The organism is Vibrio sp. B1Z05 (genome assembly GCF_052955985.1).
This window is the reverse complement of the sequence record NZ_CP130463.1, coordinates 1881615-1897869: the sequence shown is the minus strand read 5'-3', so window position 1 is coordinate 1897869 and position 16255 is coordinate 1881615. Positions and strand designations below refer to the sequence as shown.

14 protein-coding genes and 1 riboswitch are annotated in these 16255 nt (G+C 44.7%); of the genes, 10 read left to right on the top strand and 4 right to left on the bottom strand.

Going from position 1 to position 16255, the window contains the following annotated elements:
* Positions 1-169 precede the first annotated feature (169 nt).
* From QV280_RS08655 to QV280_RS08630, 6 genes are all read left to right on the top strand, one after another.
* Entirely contained in the window at positions 170-457 is a 288-nt protein-coding gene (locus QV280_RS08655; protein ID WP_023402663.1) for a hypothetical protein, read from the top strand.
* A gap of 83 nt (positions 458-540) precedes the next feature.
* On the top strand, positions 541-861 hold the full coding sequence (locus QV280_RS08650; RefSeq protein ID WP_152819652.1) for a hypothetical protein: 321 nt from the start codon (positions 541-543) through the stop codon (positions 859-861).
* Between the two features lie 344 nt (positions 862-1205).
* Positions 1206-3032, top strand: a complete 1827-nt coding sequence (locus QV280_RS08645) for an HlyD family efflux transporter periplasmic adaptor subunit (protein WP_023402665.1) — start codon at positions 1206-1208, stop codon at positions 3030-3032.
* Positions 3033-3038: 6 nt separating this feature from the next.
* Entirely contained in the window at positions 3039-5180 is a 2142-nt protein-coding gene (locus QV280_RS08640; RefSeq protein ID WP_152819653.1) for an efflux RND transporter periplasmic adaptor subunit, read from the top strand.
* Positions 5173-7170 (top strand): preprotein translocase subunit SecA, encoded by a 1998-nt coding sequence (locus tag QV280_RS08635; protein ID WP_152819654.1) that lies wholly within the window; start codon positions 5173-5175, stop codon positions 7168-7170. Before QV280_RS08640 ends, QV280_RS08635 begins: the two co-directional genes overlap by 8 nt.
* 2 nt (positions 7171-7172) lie before the next feature.
* On the top strand, positions 7173-7958 hold the full coding sequence (locus QV280_RS08630) for an efflux RND transporter periplasmic adaptor subunit (RefSeq protein WP_152819655.1): 786 nt from the start codon (positions 7173-7175) through the stop codon (positions 7956-7958).
* A 14-nt stretch (positions 7959-7972) separates the two neighbouring features.
* On the opposite strand, the gene rlmF is transcribed toward QV280_RS08630, so the two are convergent.
* The gene (gene rlmF, locus QV280_RS08625) at positions 7973-8953 is read right to left on the bottom strand and encodes a 23S rRNA (adenine(1618)-N(6))-methyltransferase RlmF (protein ID WP_447026278.1); all 981 of its coding nucleotides are present in this window, start codon (positions 8951-8953) and stop codon (positions 7973-7975) included.
* A gap of 156 nt (positions 8954-9109) precedes the next feature.
* On the opposite strand from rlmF, the gene QV280_RS08620 reads away from it, so the two are divergent.
* The gene (locus QV280_RS08620) at positions 9110-9982 is read left to right on the top strand and encodes a DMT family transporter (protein WP_023402670.1); all 873 of its coding nucleotides are present in this window, start codon (positions 9110-9112) and stop codon (positions 9980-9982) included.
* Between the two features lie 72 nt (positions 9983-10054).
* On the opposite strand, the gene QV280_RS08615 is transcribed toward QV280_RS08620, so the two are convergent.
* Positions 10055-10951 (bottom strand): hypothetical protein, encoded by an 897-nt coding sequence (locus QV280_RS08615; RefSeq protein ID WP_152819657.1) that lies wholly within the window; start codon positions 10949-10951, stop codon positions 10055-10057.
* A 60-nt stretch (positions 10952-11011) separates the two neighbouring features.
* A complete protein-coding gene (locus QV280_RS08610; protein WP_152819658.1) occupies positions 11012-12064 on the bottom strand; it encodes an aldo/keto reductase in 1053 nt (350 codons plus the stop codon).
* A 41-nt stretch (positions 12065-12105) separates the two neighbouring features.
* Here QV280_RS08610 and QV280_RS08605 point away from each other — a divergent pair, with 41 nt between their 5' ends.
* Positions 12106-13122: an endonuclease/exonuclease/phosphatase family protein gene (locus QV280_RS08605; protein WP_253912497.1), complete on the top strand. Its 1017-nt coding sequence runs from the start codon at positions 12106-12108 to the stop codon at positions 13120-13122.
* Between the two features lie 29 nt (positions 13123-13151).
* Here QV280_RS08605 and QV280_RS08600 read toward each other — a convergent pair whose 3' ends face one another.
* Entirely contained in the window at positions 13152-13973 is an 822-nt protein-coding gene (locus QV280_RS08600; RefSeq protein WP_152819659.1) for a MaoC family dehydratase, read from the bottom strand.
* A gap of 217 nt (positions 13974-14190) precedes the next feature.
* Positions 14191-14258, top strand: a riboswitch (Fluoride riboswitch).
* 145 nt (positions 14259-14403) lie between these two features.
* Between QV280_RS08600 and QV280_RS08595 the strand changes: the two genes are divergently transcribed.
* Together QV280_RS08595 and QV280_RS08590 are read left to right on the top strand one after the other, a co-directional pair.
* A complete protein-coding gene (locus QV280_RS08595) occupies positions 14404-15096 on the top strand; it encodes an iron-sulfur cluster assembly scaffold protein (RefSeq protein ID WP_021712549.1) in 693 nt (230 codons plus the stop codon).
* A gap of 17 nt (positions 15097-15113) precedes the next feature.
* Positions 15114-16097 carry a GGGtGRT protein gene (locus QV280_RS08590; RefSeq protein WP_152819660.1) on the top strand — a complete coding sequence of 328 codons (984 nt, stop codon included), beginning with the start codon at positions 15114-15116 and terminating at the stop codon, positions 16095-16097.
* Positions 16098-16255: the final 158 nt, after the last annotated feature.

The following is a 16255-nucleotide window of genomic DNA, read 5'->3' as shown; positions in this document are numbered from 1 at the left end:
GTTATATGTTGTTAGTGTTATGTCATAATCAAATTGCTATATATGTTGGCGCAGCATTAGATGGTTATGTGTACCTGCGTGCTAATTAAACTTGAATATTTGTATATACAAAGTATATACTTCGCCTTATTGTATATATTCAAAGCCTTGAACGAAAACGGAGGTAGATTTGTCTTTAGAAGATACAGTTCCTCAGAGCATTAAAGCTAAGCTCAAGGTAAAACATGGCGTTAGTCTCTCTGAGGTTGAAGAGTGTTTTTCGAATCGAGAAAAAGGTTTCTTAGAAGATACTCGCGAGCAACATAAAACAAACCCAGCGACAAAGTGGTTTATTGCAGAAACAGATTATGCACGTAAACTTAAAGTCGTTTTTATAGAGTTTCCTGATCGTATTGAACTTAAGACGGCATATGCTCCGAATGAAAAAGAGATAGAAATTTATAATAAGTACGCCTAAAGGCATCTTCATCAAGAAGACAAAGATACTAGTTAAAAGTTAATAATATAATTAAAAAGGTAGATAAAATGAGGAGTCCCACTATGAGCTTGATGAAAGATACAGCTGAAATAGAAGCATGGGAGTCAGGCAAACTTGGTAGAAGCGAAGAGTTTGTAAGGAAGTCAAGCAATGATGGTGGAAAGCTTGATGACAAGTTAGGCTTGCAAATGATTTCAATTAGGTTACAGAAAAGTTTAATTGAAGACTTGAAAGATATAGCAGAACTTAATGGAATAGGTTATCAGCCACTTATGAAGCAAATCTTGAAGCGTTTTGTAGACGCAGAAAAGAAGAAAATCTTAAGAGAAATGGCTGTTGAGCAAAGAAATATGGAAGTTGAATTAAAGAAAGAAGCTATGTAGTAAATAATCTGTAAAGCATTTATGAGTGACATCCCAACGTTTGGCATTTTGGTTCAGCGTTGGGTTTTTTGTTTATGGCATAACGGTTTTTAGAGGTTTGTGCTGATGTTAATATTTTGAGAGGACTGGATAAACAGTCTATATAAGGTATTTTCGTAGGTGTACTAGCCCCCAGCCCCTTAATAAAGCCAATACCTTTCACCATCCACCTAGACACTTTTAATAAACAAGACTAACTTTATCAATGGGTTGGCGTCTGTTGACGCGATATGTTTATTACCGTTTGAGCGAAGAGCACTGACTATCGGAAGGGTCGACGCTGTGTGCTGACAAGGATGTACTGTATGACGCAACAAGTCGAAGCTGCGCCAGAGCAAACGCTGCACGATGCGGCAACACAACAAAATGATTATTATCAGGAGTGGCTTGCCAAGCATAAAGCGGTGATTCCCGGTTTGCAGTCGGCAGTGATCTACTTGCCAATCAATGGCGAGTTAGTACCGATTGCGGACTTTGAGCCGCAGCAAGCGTCTTTTAATCAGCTTAATGAATTGCTCGATAATCATAAAACCATCACCCAACCTCAAGTCACTCGACTGGCCGCTATTTCTCCTGCGGGGGAAGCGTTTGGCCTGATTTATCCTATGTTAGATAAGCAGGGTGAGCTTATTGCACTGGCTGGATTTGCGGTGCAGGTGAAAACGCAAACCGAACTTACCCAAGCTTTAACTGTATTGCAGTGGAGCGCCGCAGGAATTGAAGTGGCGGAGCATCAACTGCGTGCTCAGCAAGCGTTGGATGAACAAGAATCTTATTCTACTCGGGTTGAGCTTTTGGCGCGAGTATTGTCTGAATCCAGTTATGGCGCATCCGCGACCCGCGCCGTCACCGAAATTGCAGTGTTGCTTAACTGTGACCGAGTCAGTCTTGGGCAGTATCAAAAAAATCGGTGCCGCCTAAAATACCTTTCGCACAGTGCCCAATTTGGCAAGAAAATGAACCATGTTCGCCAGATTGAAAGGGTGATGGATGAGTGTATTGATCAAGGTAAGATCATCCACTTCCCTGAAACTGATATCGATGAACACGCCATTACCCAAGCACACCAAACTTTATCTGAGTCGCAGGGCGATATTGGAGTGATGTCGGTGCCTTTGTATCTGCGCGGAGAAATTTATGGGGCTTTAGTGGTGGAAGGTAAGCCCGACCAAGTGTGGAGTAAATCAGAGTCGGAGTTTTGCCAAAGCATCTTTAGCCTGATTTTGCCCACGCTAGAAGATAAACGCCTTAACGATAGACCTTGGTATCGCAAATTATTTGATGGCACGCGACGTCAATTAGCTCGATTGCTTGGGCCTAATTACTTAGGCAGAAAATTGTTTATGATTGGCGCGCTGATCATCGGCTATCTGCTTGCCACTGTGACGGGCGAATATAAATTATCCGCCAATGCTCAAATAGAAAGTGCGGTGCAGCGCGCTATTGTTGCCCCTTATGACGGCTATATAAATCAAGCTTTAGTTAGGGCGGGCGATCAAGTGACCCAAGGCGAGTTGTTGGTGCAGATGGATGACCGAGATTTACGCCTAGAGCGTCTTAAATGGCTCAGTGAAGAGAGCAAATTAGTGCGCCAGCGTCTAGAGGCGTTATCAATTCGTGACCGCGCCAAAATCAATATCTTAAATGCCCAAGAAAAGCAGGTGCAAGTGCAGCTGTCCTTGGTTGAAAGTCAGCTTCAGCGCGGTCAATTACTGGCACCTTACGATGGTGTGGTGGTCAATGGCGATCTTAGCCAACGCTTGGGGAGTGCGGTCAGTAAAGGTGAATTATTACTTGAAGTTGCGCCCCTTGATAGTCATCGCATCAAACTGCAAGTGGCGGAAGACCAAATCGCGGAGCTTAAATTAGGACAGACAGGCACCTTGTATTTATCGGCGCTTCCAGAGCAAGGTTTTGAGTTTGTGATTAGCAAATTGACACCAGTGACCGAAGCGGTCGATGGCGCCAGTTATTTTATTGTAGAGGCGCAATTACAGACATTTTCTCAACAATTGCAACCGGGCATGGAAGGCATAGGTAAAGTCGCCATTAATGAGCAATTGCTGTTTCATATTTGGACTCGCGAAATGGCGCAGTGGTTAAGATTGCAGGCGTGGTCTTGGTGGGGGTAGCGGATTATGTCGCAAACGCTATTTAGCCCAGCTTGGTATAAAGTCGCTGATTTAAAGGTGCGCATTCGTAAACACGCCGATATTCATCGGCATGTGTACCGAGGCAAAGTGTGGTACGTGTTGCAAGACCATGTCACGGGGCAGTTTCAGCGCTTTACTCCGCAGGCGTATCAATTAATTGGTTTAATGAATGGCGAGCGCACCCTACAACAAATTTGGGATATTGCCTGTCAGCAGTTAAAAGAAGAGTTACCGAGCCAAGATGAAGTGATCAATCTGGTTGGGCAACTCAACAAAGCCAATGTCATGCAAACCGATGTATTGCCGAGCATCAAGCATTTGCATCGTCGCGGTGAAACCGAGCAAAAAAAGAAGCTCCTGCAACAGCTCAAATCACCACTAAGTGTGCGTATTCCTCTGCTCGACCCTGAGCGTTTTTTGTTTGCCACGCGCTTTATCGCTCGGGCTCTATTTTCCTTCGGCGGGGCCTTGCTTTGGCTGGCGATTGTCATTCTAGGCATTGTGTTAGCTACGCTGCATTGGACAGAGCTTACCAACAATTTAAGTGACCAAGTGTTAGGGCTTGAGAATCTCGTGCTGATGGCGCTGGTGTATCCCGTCATTAAATTGGCGCATGAATTGGGCCACGGCTGGGCGGTCAAACGTTGGGGCGGGGAAGTGCATGAAATGGGCGTGATGCTGCTTATTTTTATTCCTGTGCCTTATGTCGATGCGTCAGCGGCTTCCTCGTTTAGTAATAAATATCAGCGCATGATTGTTGGCGCAGTGGGCGTATTTGCGGAGCTGTTTATTGCCGCACTAGCAATGTTGGTGTGGGTGTTAGTTGAGCCGGGGGTGGTGCGTGCCCTTGCTTACAACGTCATGCTAATTGGCGGTGTATCGACGCTACTATTTAATGGTAATCCACTATTAAGATTTGATGCCTATTATGTGTTGGCAGATTTTCTGGAAATCCCTAATTTAGCCGCGCGAGGTAATGCGCAAGTTGGTTATTTAGTGAAACGTTATCTGTTTCGAATTAGCGCCGTGCGCAGTAATGCCTACAGCAAGTCAGAATCTTTTTGGTTGGCGCTGTATGCGGTCACTTCCTACATCTATCGCTTGTTTGTGATGGTGGCAATCTCGTTATTTGTCGCCAGTAAATACTTCTTCATCGGCATTATATTGGCCATTTGGTCGGTGATGAGCAGTTTGATCATTCCTATAGTTAAAGCCATAGCTAAACCACGACAAGACCCTCTTATGCGAAGAAAAAGTCCCTATATTTATCTCGGTGGCGCTGCGGTTATTACTGCTATCGCCTTTTTACTGTTTTATGTGCCTGCGCCCTATAAAACTTATGCGCAAGGGGTGATTTATGTGCCGCAAAATGCCTACATAAGAGCGCAAACCAATGGTTTTGTTCGACAAGTCTTCTTAGAAGGCGGTGCGCAGGTAGAGCAAGGTACGGCTCTATTACAACTTGATGCGCCGGATTTGCAGGCCAAAGCTGAAATTTTGAAAGGGCAATTTGCAGAAGCAAAGCTCAGATATGATGCGAGCGTGAATAATCGCACCGAATCTGAAATCTTACTGCAAGAGCTCAAATATTTAGGGCAGGAATACCAAGACGTGCAAAGACGTCTGCAACACCTTAGCGTCATCAGCCCAGCCAAAGGTCAGCTTATTTTTGCCCAAAGGCATTTACAAGAAGGGCACTATTTTCATCGCGGTGAAATCATTGGCTATGTGGTCGATGTTGAGCATTTGCCGATTGCGGCGATGATCTCTGAGGATGATATCGATAGAGTCAGCAACCAAACTCATGCGGTGTGGTTAAAACTGGCCTCACAGCCTGAGCCTGAATACGCTAGCGCCATTATTCGCCAAGCCCCTTCTTCTACACATCTATTACCAAGCTCAGTGCTGAGTACCGATGGCGGCGGTTTGATTGTATTAGACCCTAATCGCACCACAGAACTTGAAAGCTACAAAAGTTATTTTCGGGTAGAACTGGACAGTTCAAACGCGCGCATTCAGCGTTTTGATGAACGGGTGCATGTGCTGTTTGAGCATGACGCAGAGCCTATCGCTTATCGTTGGTATCGCTCTGTGAGGCGCTTATTGTTGAGACAGTTTGATGTATAAGCGCCCGCAAAGAAGACCTAACTCGGTATTAGAGCGGCCGCAACGAGTGTTGGATACGCAAAAACGTATGCAGCGCTGGTGGCGCACGTTAACCGCGTTTGGCAGTCGTCCGCTGCGCGCATCTATCTGGTTATATAAACCCTTGTTATGGCGCATTAAACGCAGTGATAAAGCCTACCGAAAACTCTCAGAAAGTGAGTTAGATCAGCAGATCAAAACCATCCAACAATCGCTACTGCGCTTTGGGCTGACTAATGCCCTGACCGTTGAGGTCTTTGCGCTAGTACGAGAAGTCGCAGGGCGTGAATTGGGCATGTGGCACTTTGATAGTCAGTTATTGGGCGGGCTAGCGATTTTGCATGGCAACATCGGACAGATGCAAACGGGCGAAGGTAAAACATTAACCGCAACTTTGCCGGTTGCCGCCGCCGCGCTTGCGGGTATTCCTACCCATGTAGTGACGGTAAATGATTATTTAACTGAGCGAGATGCGCAGTTGATGCTACCTGTTTATCAGCGTTTAGGCTTGAGTGTCGGGGTTGTGATACAAGGTCTGGACTTGAATGAACGTAAACAAGAATACGCCCGCGATATTGTGTATTGCACAAATAACGAACTGGCTTTTGATTACCTTAAAGATGCAATTGTCCTTGAACAACATTCAGATGCTTTGCACCTGCACGCCCTGCGAAGTTTGCCATCACATCGCTCCGAGTTACTGGATAGCTTGATGTTAAGAGGGCTTCATTTTGCAGTGGTTGATGAAGCTGATGGTGTATTTATGGATGAAGCGATTACGCCACTGGTGATCTCGGGGGATAGCACGCCTAACCCTGATCAGCAGCAGTTATATGTACAAGCCTTTGAGATAGGGCAAACGCTACAACTTGATGTGGATTTTATGATTCGCCTGCCTTCTAAGCAAATTGAGTTTACGCCACTGGGTGAGGAAAATATTGAACGACAAACGCAAGGGTTAGGGGCGTTGTGGCAAGCACGGCTAAGACGTTTAGAACTGGTAAAACAAGCGCTGACGGCGTTGCATTTGTTTATTCGAGATAAGCACTATTTAGTGGATGAGGGTAAAGTGGTCATCATTGATGAGCACACCGGACGACGCATGCCAGATAGAACGTGGGAGCAAGGGTTACATCAATTAATTGAAATTAAAGAACAGTGCGAACTTAGCGATCCACGGGTGACGTTAGCCAGCATCAGTTTTCAAAACTTTTTCCGTTTTTATCATCACTTGTCAGGCATGACAGGTACCGCCGATGAAGTGAAAAGTGAGTTCTGGCGCGTGTATGAACTGCCGGTGGTGGATGTGCCGACTCATAAAGCCAATCAGCGCCGTCAATTTCGACCTACGATTTTGCGCACTGAACAGCAAAAGTGGCAGTGCGTAGTGAGCAAGATTAAACAATTTTGTGAGCAGGGAGAGCGACCAATATTGGTCGGTACACAATCACTCAAGGATTCCGAATCCCTATCCCAATTATTGTTAGCCCGCGGTATTGAGCATCAAGTGCTTAACGCTAGGCAAGATGAGTCTGAGGCGGAAATTGTCAAACTGGCAGGGCTGGCATCGAAAATTACGATAGCGACAAGCATGGCAGGTAGGGGAACAGATATTAAATTAGACAGCCAAGTGGAAGCGCAAGGCGGGCTACATGTGATGGTGACAGGTCTGCATGATTCTTCACGAGTAGACAGGCAATTGGAAGGTCGCTGTGCTCGGCAAGGGGACAGAGGCAGCGTCGAATTTATTCTGTCATTAGAAGAAGAGCTGATTACCGCTAAGTGGGCCAAATTATTGGCGTTAATAAATCTAATTCCAATGCCCAACAGTTTGAAAAGTAAACTATTATTTAATGGCATTCGGCAGTGTCAAAAGCGCATTGAACGTCAGCAAGACCAGAGCCGTAAGCAATTGCTAAAACACGATGAACAACAACAGGAAGTGTTGTCTTTCTCTCAAAATCAGGTGTAAACATGACAAGCTGTAAAACATGGAAGTTTAAGCAAACATATTTTGGCAAATGGGCGCTAGCAAGCACATTGTTGCTGGCCTCTTTTAGCTCTTATGCCAATAACGCAAACGATGCCAGCCATGCGCTGATTTCTCCTTTTAGCTGCTTACTCGAACCCAGTTCAGAGGTAGAGCTTAGCAGTGAAGTGCAAGGGGTTATCAAAGAGCTTAGGGTTAACCGAGGCGATAAAGTTAAGAAAGGGCAGGTAGTGATGAAGCTGAACTCTACCGTTGAAATCGCCGCTGTGAATACGGTCAAAGCAAGGCTAGATTTTGCCAGTCGTAAGGTAGAGCGAAACGCTGATTTGTATCGTAAGAGTCTGATTTCTGACAATGAGCAAGACGAGATGCTGACCGAACAACGTTTGGCTGAGTTTCAGCTGAAAGAAGCTAAGGTTCGTTTAAGCCAAAGGCAAACTCGCAGTCCTATTTCTGGGGTGGTGATTGAGCGCATTAAAGATCCCGGTGAATTTGTCGATGAAGAACCGTTTTTGCGCATTGCGACTTTAAATCCTATCCATGCTGAAGTGGTGTTGCCTGCTGAGCTGTATGGCAAAATCAGTAAAGGGCAAAAAGTGAATCTGTCGGCGCTGGGTAAAGATGCCACTTATCAAGGCAAGGTCTCGATTATTGACCCGATTATTGACGCTGCCAGTAATACCTTTGCGGTGACTGTGTCACTGAATAATGACTCGCAGAGTTTGTTTGTAGGACAGCGCTGTGATGTTGAGTTTATCAGTGGTAGCTAGGCTCTAAAGCTCGACTAATACCGCCATGCGATAAAACGGCTGATTTTTTGTCCTTGTGACATTTCGACGACTTTGATCTCTTTGACTTTCAAGCTAGTGAGTTTTTTCTTCATGCTAGAGACGTTTTCTTTTTTAGAGATCAAAGTGCTAAACCAGCCTACTTGATCTTTAAATAATGCGCTTTCATTGGCCATATTTTTGATGAAGGCTTCTTCTCCGCCGGGACACCATAGCTCGGCTTTTTGTCCGCCAAAGTTAAGCCCTTTTTGCTGAGGTTTTATTGTGCAGGCTTTGGCATTCATGCCTTGAGCGCCACGTTTCACTCGGTTTTTGGCAAGGTTACTGGCTTTTCTTTGCGTGCCTAACTGCGCCTCTTTTAGCGACTTATGAAAAGGAGGGTTACACATTGTTAGGTGGTAATACTCTCCCTCTTTAATGACACCTTGGAAAATATGTTTAGCATCGGTTTGCAATCTGGGCGTGATCTTTCCTGATAGATGCGGATTTTGCGCCGCAATCTCACTGGCAACTTTAATTGATACTGGGTCGACATCACTGGCGGTAAAATGCCACTGATAATCGGTTGCGCCAATAATCGGGTAGATACAGCTGGCACCGGTGCCAATATCAAGCACCTTAATGGTCTCAGTAGCCTCTGTGGTTTTTTCTAGCAGTTCGGCAAGGCGATGTACATAATCGGCGCGGCCGGGAATAGGCGGGCATAAATAGCCTTGCGGAATATCCCAAACACGCACTTGATAGTGTAATGCCAATAGCGCTTTATTGAGCATGAGCACCGAATCAGGATCGCTAAAGTTAACGGTTTTCTCACCCTTTGGATTTAAAATAATTTTGCTCTTTAGCGCAGGTAATGCCTTAACTAACGCATCAATATTGTATCGACCATGGTGTTTGTTTTTAGGGTGAAGCCCGGCTTTAACCGCATGCTTTGGTGGATGTGCTTTGTTTTTGTTCAAGGTGTCGATACTCAATATTAGGTGTTAGTTCAGCAGGGCCTACCTTAACATAATGAGCCTCCGGCATAAATGAGCCCAGATTTTCGTTTGCGTACTTGTCATACAAATTGGATTTATTCGTTAAACACTGGTATCTTCGCGCGTCTTTTGTTGGTTGTTATCTGTTAAGGTTTTATGCGCATTAATAATGTCTCTCAGGCAATTTTACTCTTAGTATTTGCTAACTTTTTAGCCTCATTGTCTGATGTCTCACTGAAAGTGCTCAATGGCGAAGTGCCGACGTTTCAATACGTCTTTATTCGTCAGGTGATGAGCTTGTTGATTATTGCGCCGTTATGGTGGCGATTGCCCAAAGCAGAGCGTATGCAAGGTTGTGGCAAGATTAACTTTTGGCGCGCACAGTTCATTTTAATTGGCAGTGGTTGCGCTATGGTAGCGATTACTCACTTAACGTTAGCCACCGCGAATGCGATGTTTTATGTCGCACCTTTGATGATGCTGCCTTTGTCGGTGGTGTTTTTACAAGAAGTACCACCGCTGAAAAAAATCATCGCCACAGGTATTGGCTTTTTAGGCGTGCTGGTGGTGTTAAGGCCTGAACACTTTCATTGGGCGGCGATTATTGCTTTAGGCAGTGCGCTAGCAATGGCGGTGGGTAATATTTTAATTAAACGTTTACCCAAGGAACAGTCGGTGGTTTCGACGCTGTTTTGGACTACGGCATTAACGATACCGGGCGCTTTGTTATTGGCGTTGCCACAATGGTCAGAAATTCATATGCGTCATATCTTTTGGATCACCGCCATTAATGTGTTTGTGCTCAGCTACCATGCATTAGTGGTGATTGGTTATCGAAAAGCGCCCGCAAGCCAAATTGCATTAGCTGAATACTCAGGCTTAGTGTTTGTGACTCTGTTTGGCATTATGTGGTTTGATGAGATCCCAGATACCCTTACCGCCATTGGCATCGCAATGATTGTGGTGCCTTTAATGCCGATTCGTTGGAAAAGAAAAGCCAAGCCATTGGATGTGGTTTCTGAAGCCTAGCTTGAGGCTATTGAGCGTAAAAAATAACAAGGGCCCTAATTTATAGGGCCCTAACTGTATCACTCTATCCGGTTATACCACTGAGATACGACGAATTAATCCCCAGTACAAATTCTTCAATAGCAACAAAAAGCCAATCGGTATCAAAATCGTTTTTAACACGAACATGGCAATCAGCTTCAATAGGTTGACCACTAAAGATTCGGTTTTGATTTTTAGTTCATCAAACTTGTGTTGCAGATCTTGCTTGGTATCAGAAAAGCCATTGGTTACGTTGTGCCAAGTGTGTTTCACGCTACTCATGAAACTGTCATCTTGTGTCTGCTCATCTGCATCTGCGGTGGTGCCATTCATTAAATCTTGATTGAACTGATGTAAATCAGTGGCGATAAAGTCCGTTTGTTGCGTGATTTGCTCGGTTTGTTCGTTGAGAAACAAGGTATCGGCCATGCTATTGAGGAGCAATGTGCCTACCAATAAAAAGCGCGTAAAACACAAAATAAAAAACGTTGGCTGGGTGTATTTAGTAAAGCGTGCCATTGGCACAACCCACAGCGTGACTAGGTAACTAATCGCACTTAACGCAATGGTGATGTTGACGATTTTATTGGTAAATACATCCAACAAAATACGTTGCAAGCCAAGGGAGGCAAGGGCCGTGGTGAGCACACCAGAAGTTGATTGCAGTATCTCTGTGGCTGGCGAGAGGATTTCACCGACACTTAACGTCACCACTGGCACATTAATTTCTGTGCCTTGTAGCACTGAAATAATGGCGTGGATACTACGCACCGAAGCAAAGGCAATCAGCCCTTGGTCGATAGACTCATCAAGTTTGAGCAGGGTGTAGTGATCGGCAAGGTTAAAGATAGCGACCAGTGTCAGAGCCACGGCAATAATACTCAGTAAAATGCGATGTGACTTAGCAGAAATGGGCGCAGGTGGCGGTAGGCTGACAGCGTTACTCATGGATAAATCTCGTGTAAAGGCTGGGTGTACCCAGCCATTCGGGCTTTAATGGATAGGCGTTTAATAAGGTGCAGGGAACTGTTTAATAACCTGCGTAATACGCGTTAATGCTTGCTCATCAAGGATAATATCAAACGCAGCAATGTTCTCTTTTAGTTGAGGCAAGGTTGTCGCGCCAATGATGCTTGAAGTTACGCCTTGCACGCTGTTACACCAAGCCAACGCCAACTGTGCGGGAGTGATATTTAAATCATGCGCAATTTGGCTATATTGCGCCACAGCTTCATGGGCAAGGTCGCTGCTTCGATAAATGCTGCTTGGGTTCATTAAGCTCCAGCGAGAGCCATCAGGGCGAGCGCCATTGGCGTACTTGCCCGATAAAAGCCCAGTAGCCAGCGGTGACCAAGGTAAATAAGCGACATCATTGTGATGACACTGCTCAATTAAATATGGCCAGTCTTTTTGGCATAGTAAGCTAAATTCATTTTGAATAGAGACCATTTTGGGCAGGCTGTGCTGTTTGGCTAGCTCTAAATAAGTGCTGACCCCCCAAGGGGTTTCATCCGATAGCCCGCAATGACGAATTTTACCCGCGCTGACGCATTCTTGCAGGGCTTGTAAAATTTCTAACATCTGCGACCGCTGCGCAGTTACGTCTACTTCATCAAAGCTAAAGGTATTAGGCCACTGCTTGCCAAAGTGCGGTGAGGTGCGATTTGGCCAGTGCAGTTGATAAAGGTCGATATAATCGGTTTGTAGGCGTTGTAGAGACTTTTCTACCGATTGAATCACCGCTTCTGCAGTGATTGGGCCGCCATCTCTTACCCAATGCATACCCGGGCCTGCCACTTTGGTGGCAATGATGGTGTTTTGGCGCTGCGCTTGATGACGTGAAATCCAGTCGCCAATAATAGTTTCTGTTTTACCGTAGGTGTCAGGGGTTGCAGGAATGGCATACATTTCTGCGGTATCGATAAAATTAATGCCTTGTTCTAGCGCATGGTTAATTTGCAGATCGGCGTCTTGTTGATTGTTCTGCACACCCCAAGTCATGCTGCCTAAGCAGACACGTGATACTTGCAGGTCACTATGGCCAAGTTTGGCATACTCCATTTCGAGCTCTCCTTATCCTGTTTATCTATTTAAGATACTCCATGAAACTCGCTGAAACCAGTAACTTGGGTTATCGTGAAGGTATGCGTTGTGCTTACCACATGGACAAAGACACTTTGGCATTACATCAGTTCAAGATCAGTACCTTTAATTTATTCAATTATCTTAGCCCGCCGGGGGCGTATTACGATTTTGAAAACATCTACAGCATAGATCAATGGCAGGACAAACAGCGTTGGACGCTCGATCAAATCAAACTCAGTGATGCTGATATTATTGGCTTTCAAGAGATCTTTAGCCCTTTGCCATTACAAGAGCAATTGCTGGATTTAGGCTACCATCATTTCTCGGTTATCGATGAACCAACAATAGAAGATGAGTTTATCTATTCAGAGCCTGTTGTCGGCATAGCGTCACGTTACCCGATAGTGAGTGCTAACCCTGTTATCGCCGATACCCTTGCTAGCCAAGAGCTTGGTTTTGCATTTAGTCGCGCGCCTCTCCATGCGGTCATAGAACTGCCCATGATAGGCAAAGTGGATGTGTTCGTGGTGCACTTTAAGTCTCAAAGGCCCAAAGCATTAACTGTGCCCAATGAACACTTATTAGAAGTAGAGCGTTGGCGTTCAACCATGCAACGCGGGCTAGAAGCGCGTTTTTTAAGTGCGTTTATGGCAGAGCGCAAAGCTGAAATAGGTTATCCGCAGGTGTTGCTAGGGGATTTTAATCGAGATTTGCATAGCGCCGAATTTTCAACTCTCACCTTGGATGAACAGCAGTTACAGACTGGCGGCTATCAGAGTAGCGGCTATCTGCAAGATGCCAAAGGTTTATTAGCCACACCAATAGAGCCTATTCCTACTCACTATTATGGCGCTAAGGGCAACATATTAGATTATGTCTTGTTATCCGAAGAGTTTGATCGCGCTAGCGCCTCTTGCTTATATGAGGTAAGTGAGTACTTAGTCTCGGATAGCCATTTGATCAATCCTATCTATGCCATTGACCGAATGGCCAGTGATCACGGCATAGTCACAGTGACCCTCACGCAGCAATGATTTAAGTGCGCTATGTTAGGTGAGTGATGTTAAGTACGCCATTGTAAATCTAATAGCGGTTTGTTTTGAGCATTGAGTAACACCGCTTGCTGTCCATCTTTGAGCAGTTGAGTGTGAGTTGGCAATAGCGCAGGACGTTTAAATTGCACTGCAATTGAAGCTGGATTGATTTCCAGCGACACCATAGAGCGAGCTAATAAATACATCCCGTGTGCGATAGGGTGTTTGAAACCAAATGGCGCTGCGGTAATTCGATGCAAATGGATTGGATTATAGTCGCCGGATATTCTGGCATAGCCGCGCACATCCGGTTCGGAAAACGACAAGGTATCTATCATTTGATAGCTAGAGTATTGCTCTCGTATTGGCGCAGGTTTATTGGCGCGCTGCAGGTGAGTGATAGAAAAATAATGACTGTCAAAACCACACACTATCTTGCCTGAGTCTAAAAACCGTACCTGTAACTCAAATTCAATGCCGCGATCTTTGTGTTCTACTTTACCAATTGCGACTGTGATGTCTAACGGGGTGCTTGGCACTATGGCATCATTTTGGAAAAAATGGATGCGGGTATGAATAAGTCCCAATATTTTTAGAGGAAAGCGTGGGTCGCTTAATAAAGCCAGTTGCGCTTTTTGGCTGGCAACAAAAAGATAAGGCAGAGGGAAATGCTCTGCTGGAAAACCACAATATTGCTGATAGCGAGTAAGATGTGCCGGCTTAAAGTTAAATTCATGAAGGGTTAAATTGAGTAAAGGGATTTCGATATTGGTTTGAGATTTAAATAAAGTCTTACTGATTAGAGAAAGGGAATTGGGTAATTCCTTATATTTGATACTTGTCCGTGACATTATTTTTCATCTCGCATTGGCTAACTCGGTTAATTATGGACCAATTTGCGGATTTATCTGTTTTTTACCCATTATTTTCAATTTGTATCTAGTTGATCGGTAAAGGGTTTAAAGAATAGTTTGTTTGAGCGCAAACTTTTGTGAATATCTTATTCCATCGCAGTAATGTTAGGTTTCATATGAATATGTTGTTATCAAATGTGCCATGACCTAAATTAGTTGCACAGGTGATGGGGTTCCACCTACTTAACCGCCAAATCTTTGGCTGATGACTCCTACTAAAATCGAAAGCAGTGACGTATTTATCTTAGGATAATTGTAGCTAGTACTATTATGGTACTCGGTTTGGTAGGGTGTATCTTCAATTCTCATTCTGCCCATTCTTCACTGTTTTCCCAAGCTTAATTCATTTGTTAGAGCGGAAAACACTATGCATTACACAAACGAAATTCAATCAATGTGCCCAATTCAACGTGGCGACCTACATGCTTCTTCTCCAATCCCAGTAGAAGGCCGCATGATTAACCCTAAAGAAGTTATTGCAATTTCTGGCCTAAGCCACGGTGTGGGCGGTTGTGCTCCACAACAAGGCGCTGCAAAACTAACTTTAAACGTTAAAGAAGGCATCATTGAAGAAGTGCTAATCGAAACTATCGGTTGTTCAGGCATGACTCAATCAGCTGCAATGGCGTCTGAAATTCTTACAGGCAAAACAATTCTTGAAGCAATGAACACTGACTTAGTGTGTGATGCAATTAACGTAGCAATGCGTGAAATCTTCCTTCAGTTCACTTACGGTCGTACTCAATCTGCATTCTCTGATGGCGGTCTAGAAGTAGGTGAAGCGTTAGAAGATCTAGGTCAAACACTACGTAGCCAAGTGGGTACAAGCTACTCAACTAAAGCTAAAGGCGTTCGTTACATGGAAATCGCTGAAGGCTACGTGACTAAAATGGGTCTTGATGAAAACGATGAAGTTATCGGTTATCAATACATGAACCTAGGCAAGTTCATGAAAGCACTTGATGCTGGCGTTGATGCAGAAACTGCACTAGCTCAAGCAAGTGGTCAATACGGCCGTTTTGCAGAAGCTGTTAAAACTATCAACCCACGTCAACAGTAAGCGAAGAGGACTGAATCATGAACAACGCAACTCAAGCTCTATTAGCAGAAATGAACTTAAAATCTTTAGAAGAAGCGGCTGCTTATTGTAAAGAATTCGGCATTGATACCCGTGAACAAGTCATGGAAACTCAGCCTATCGCTTTTGAAAGTGCAGTAGACGCGTACACACTAGGTACCGCTTACGCATTATTCACAGACAGCAAATCTTCTATCGAAGCGGCAAATGCTATCGGTAAAGGTCTGCAAGCATCTTGTAAACCAGGTAGTGTTGCTGACCAACGTCAAGTTGGTATCGGTCACGGTGCTCTAGCGGCTCGTCTTCTTGACGAAAAAAGCACATGTTTTGCTTTCCTAGCAGGCCATGAATCATTCGCGGCAGCTGAAGGTGCAATCAAAATCGCACTTAACGTAAACAAAGCACGTACTACTCCATTAAAAGTTATTCTTAATGGTCTAGGTAAAGATGCGGCTTACCTTATCTCTCGTATCAACGGTTTCACTTACGTGAGAACTCAATTTGATTACGATACTGGCGAGCTAAAAGAAGTAGAACGTCGTCGTTTCTCTCAAGGTCCTCGTGGCGAGATTGATTGTTACGGTGCTGATGATGTACGTGAAGGTGTGGCTATCATGCGTAGCGCTAGTGTTGACGTAAGTATCACTGGTAACTCAACTAACCCTACACGTTTCCAACACCCAGTTGCTGGTATCTACAAATCAGAATGTAACCGTGAAGGCAAATCATACTTCTCTGTAGCTTCAGGTGGCGGTACTGGTCGTACTCTACACCCAGATAACGTAGCTGCAGGTCCTGCATCTTACGGTATGACAGATACTATGGGTCGTATGCACGCTGACGCTCAGTTTGCTGGTAGCTCTTCTGTACCTGCTCACGTTGCTATGATGGGCTTCATCGGCATGGGTAACAACCCAATGGTTGGTGCTTCAGTAGCACTTGCTGTAGCGGTAGATGAAGCACTTAAAGCGAAACGCGCTTAAGTACTAAAATTCTGGAGGCTAGCTACTCCATACCTCTTATTTGTGTCGTGGCATTGCGATGATACATGGCTAGCTTCCGGTCTAATGTCAATTTAGTTTATGAACTTACCTAAATTGATTATATGCCCAAATTTATAAGTGGATTTCTATCGCCGGAT

Excerpts from the sequence above, each read along its gene's own strand:
- QV280_RS08650 (WP_152819652.1), top strand. The coding sequence starts at position 541 with ATGAGCTTGATGAAAGATACAGCTGAAATAGAAGCATGGGAGTCAGGC.
- QV280_RS08645 (WP_023402665.1), top strand. The coding sequence starts at position 1,206 with ATGACGCAACAAGTCGAAGCTGCGCCAGAGCAAACGCTGCACGATGCG.
- QV280_RS08640 (WP_152819653.1), top strand. The coding sequence starts at position 3,039 with ATGTCGCAAACGCTATTTAGCCCAGCTTGGTATAAAGTCGCTGATTTA.
- QV280_RS08635 (WP_152819654.1), top strand. The coding sequence starts at position 5,173 with ATGTATAAGCGCCCGCAAAGAAGACCTAACTCGGTATTAGAGCGGCCG.
- QV280_RS08630 (WP_152819655.1), top strand. The coding sequence starts at position 7,173 with ATGACAAGCTGTAAAACATGGAAGTTTAAGCAAACATATTTTGGCAAA.
- QV280_RS08620 (WP_023402670.1), top strand. The coding sequence starts at position 9,110 with ATGCGCATTAATAATGTCTCTCAGGCAATTTTACTCTTAGTATTTGCT.
- QV280_RS08615 (WP_152819657.1), bottom strand. The coding sequence starts at position 10,951 with ATGAGTAACGCTGTCAGCCTACCGCCACCTGCGCCCATTTCTGCTAAG.
- QV280_RS08610 (WP_152819658.1), bottom strand. The coding sequence starts at position 12,064 with ATGGAGTATGCCAAACTTGGCCATAGTGACCTGCAAGTATCACGTGTC.
- QV280_RS08605 (WP_253912497.1), top strand. The coding sequence starts at position 12,106 with ATGAAACTCGCTGAAACCAGTAACTTGGGTTATCGTGAAGGTATGCGT.
- QV280_RS08600 (WP_152819659.1), bottom strand. The coding sequence starts at position 13,973 with ATGTCACGGACAAGTATCAAATATAAGGAATTACCCAATTCCCTTTCT.
- QV280_RS08595 (WP_021712549.1), top strand. The coding sequence starts at position 14,404 with ATGCATTACACAAACGAAATTCAATCAATGTGCCCAATTCAACGTGGC.
- QV280_RS08590 (WP_152819660.1), top strand. The coding sequence starts at position 15,114 with ATGAACAACGCAACTCAAGCTCTATTAGCAGAAATGAACTTAAAATCT.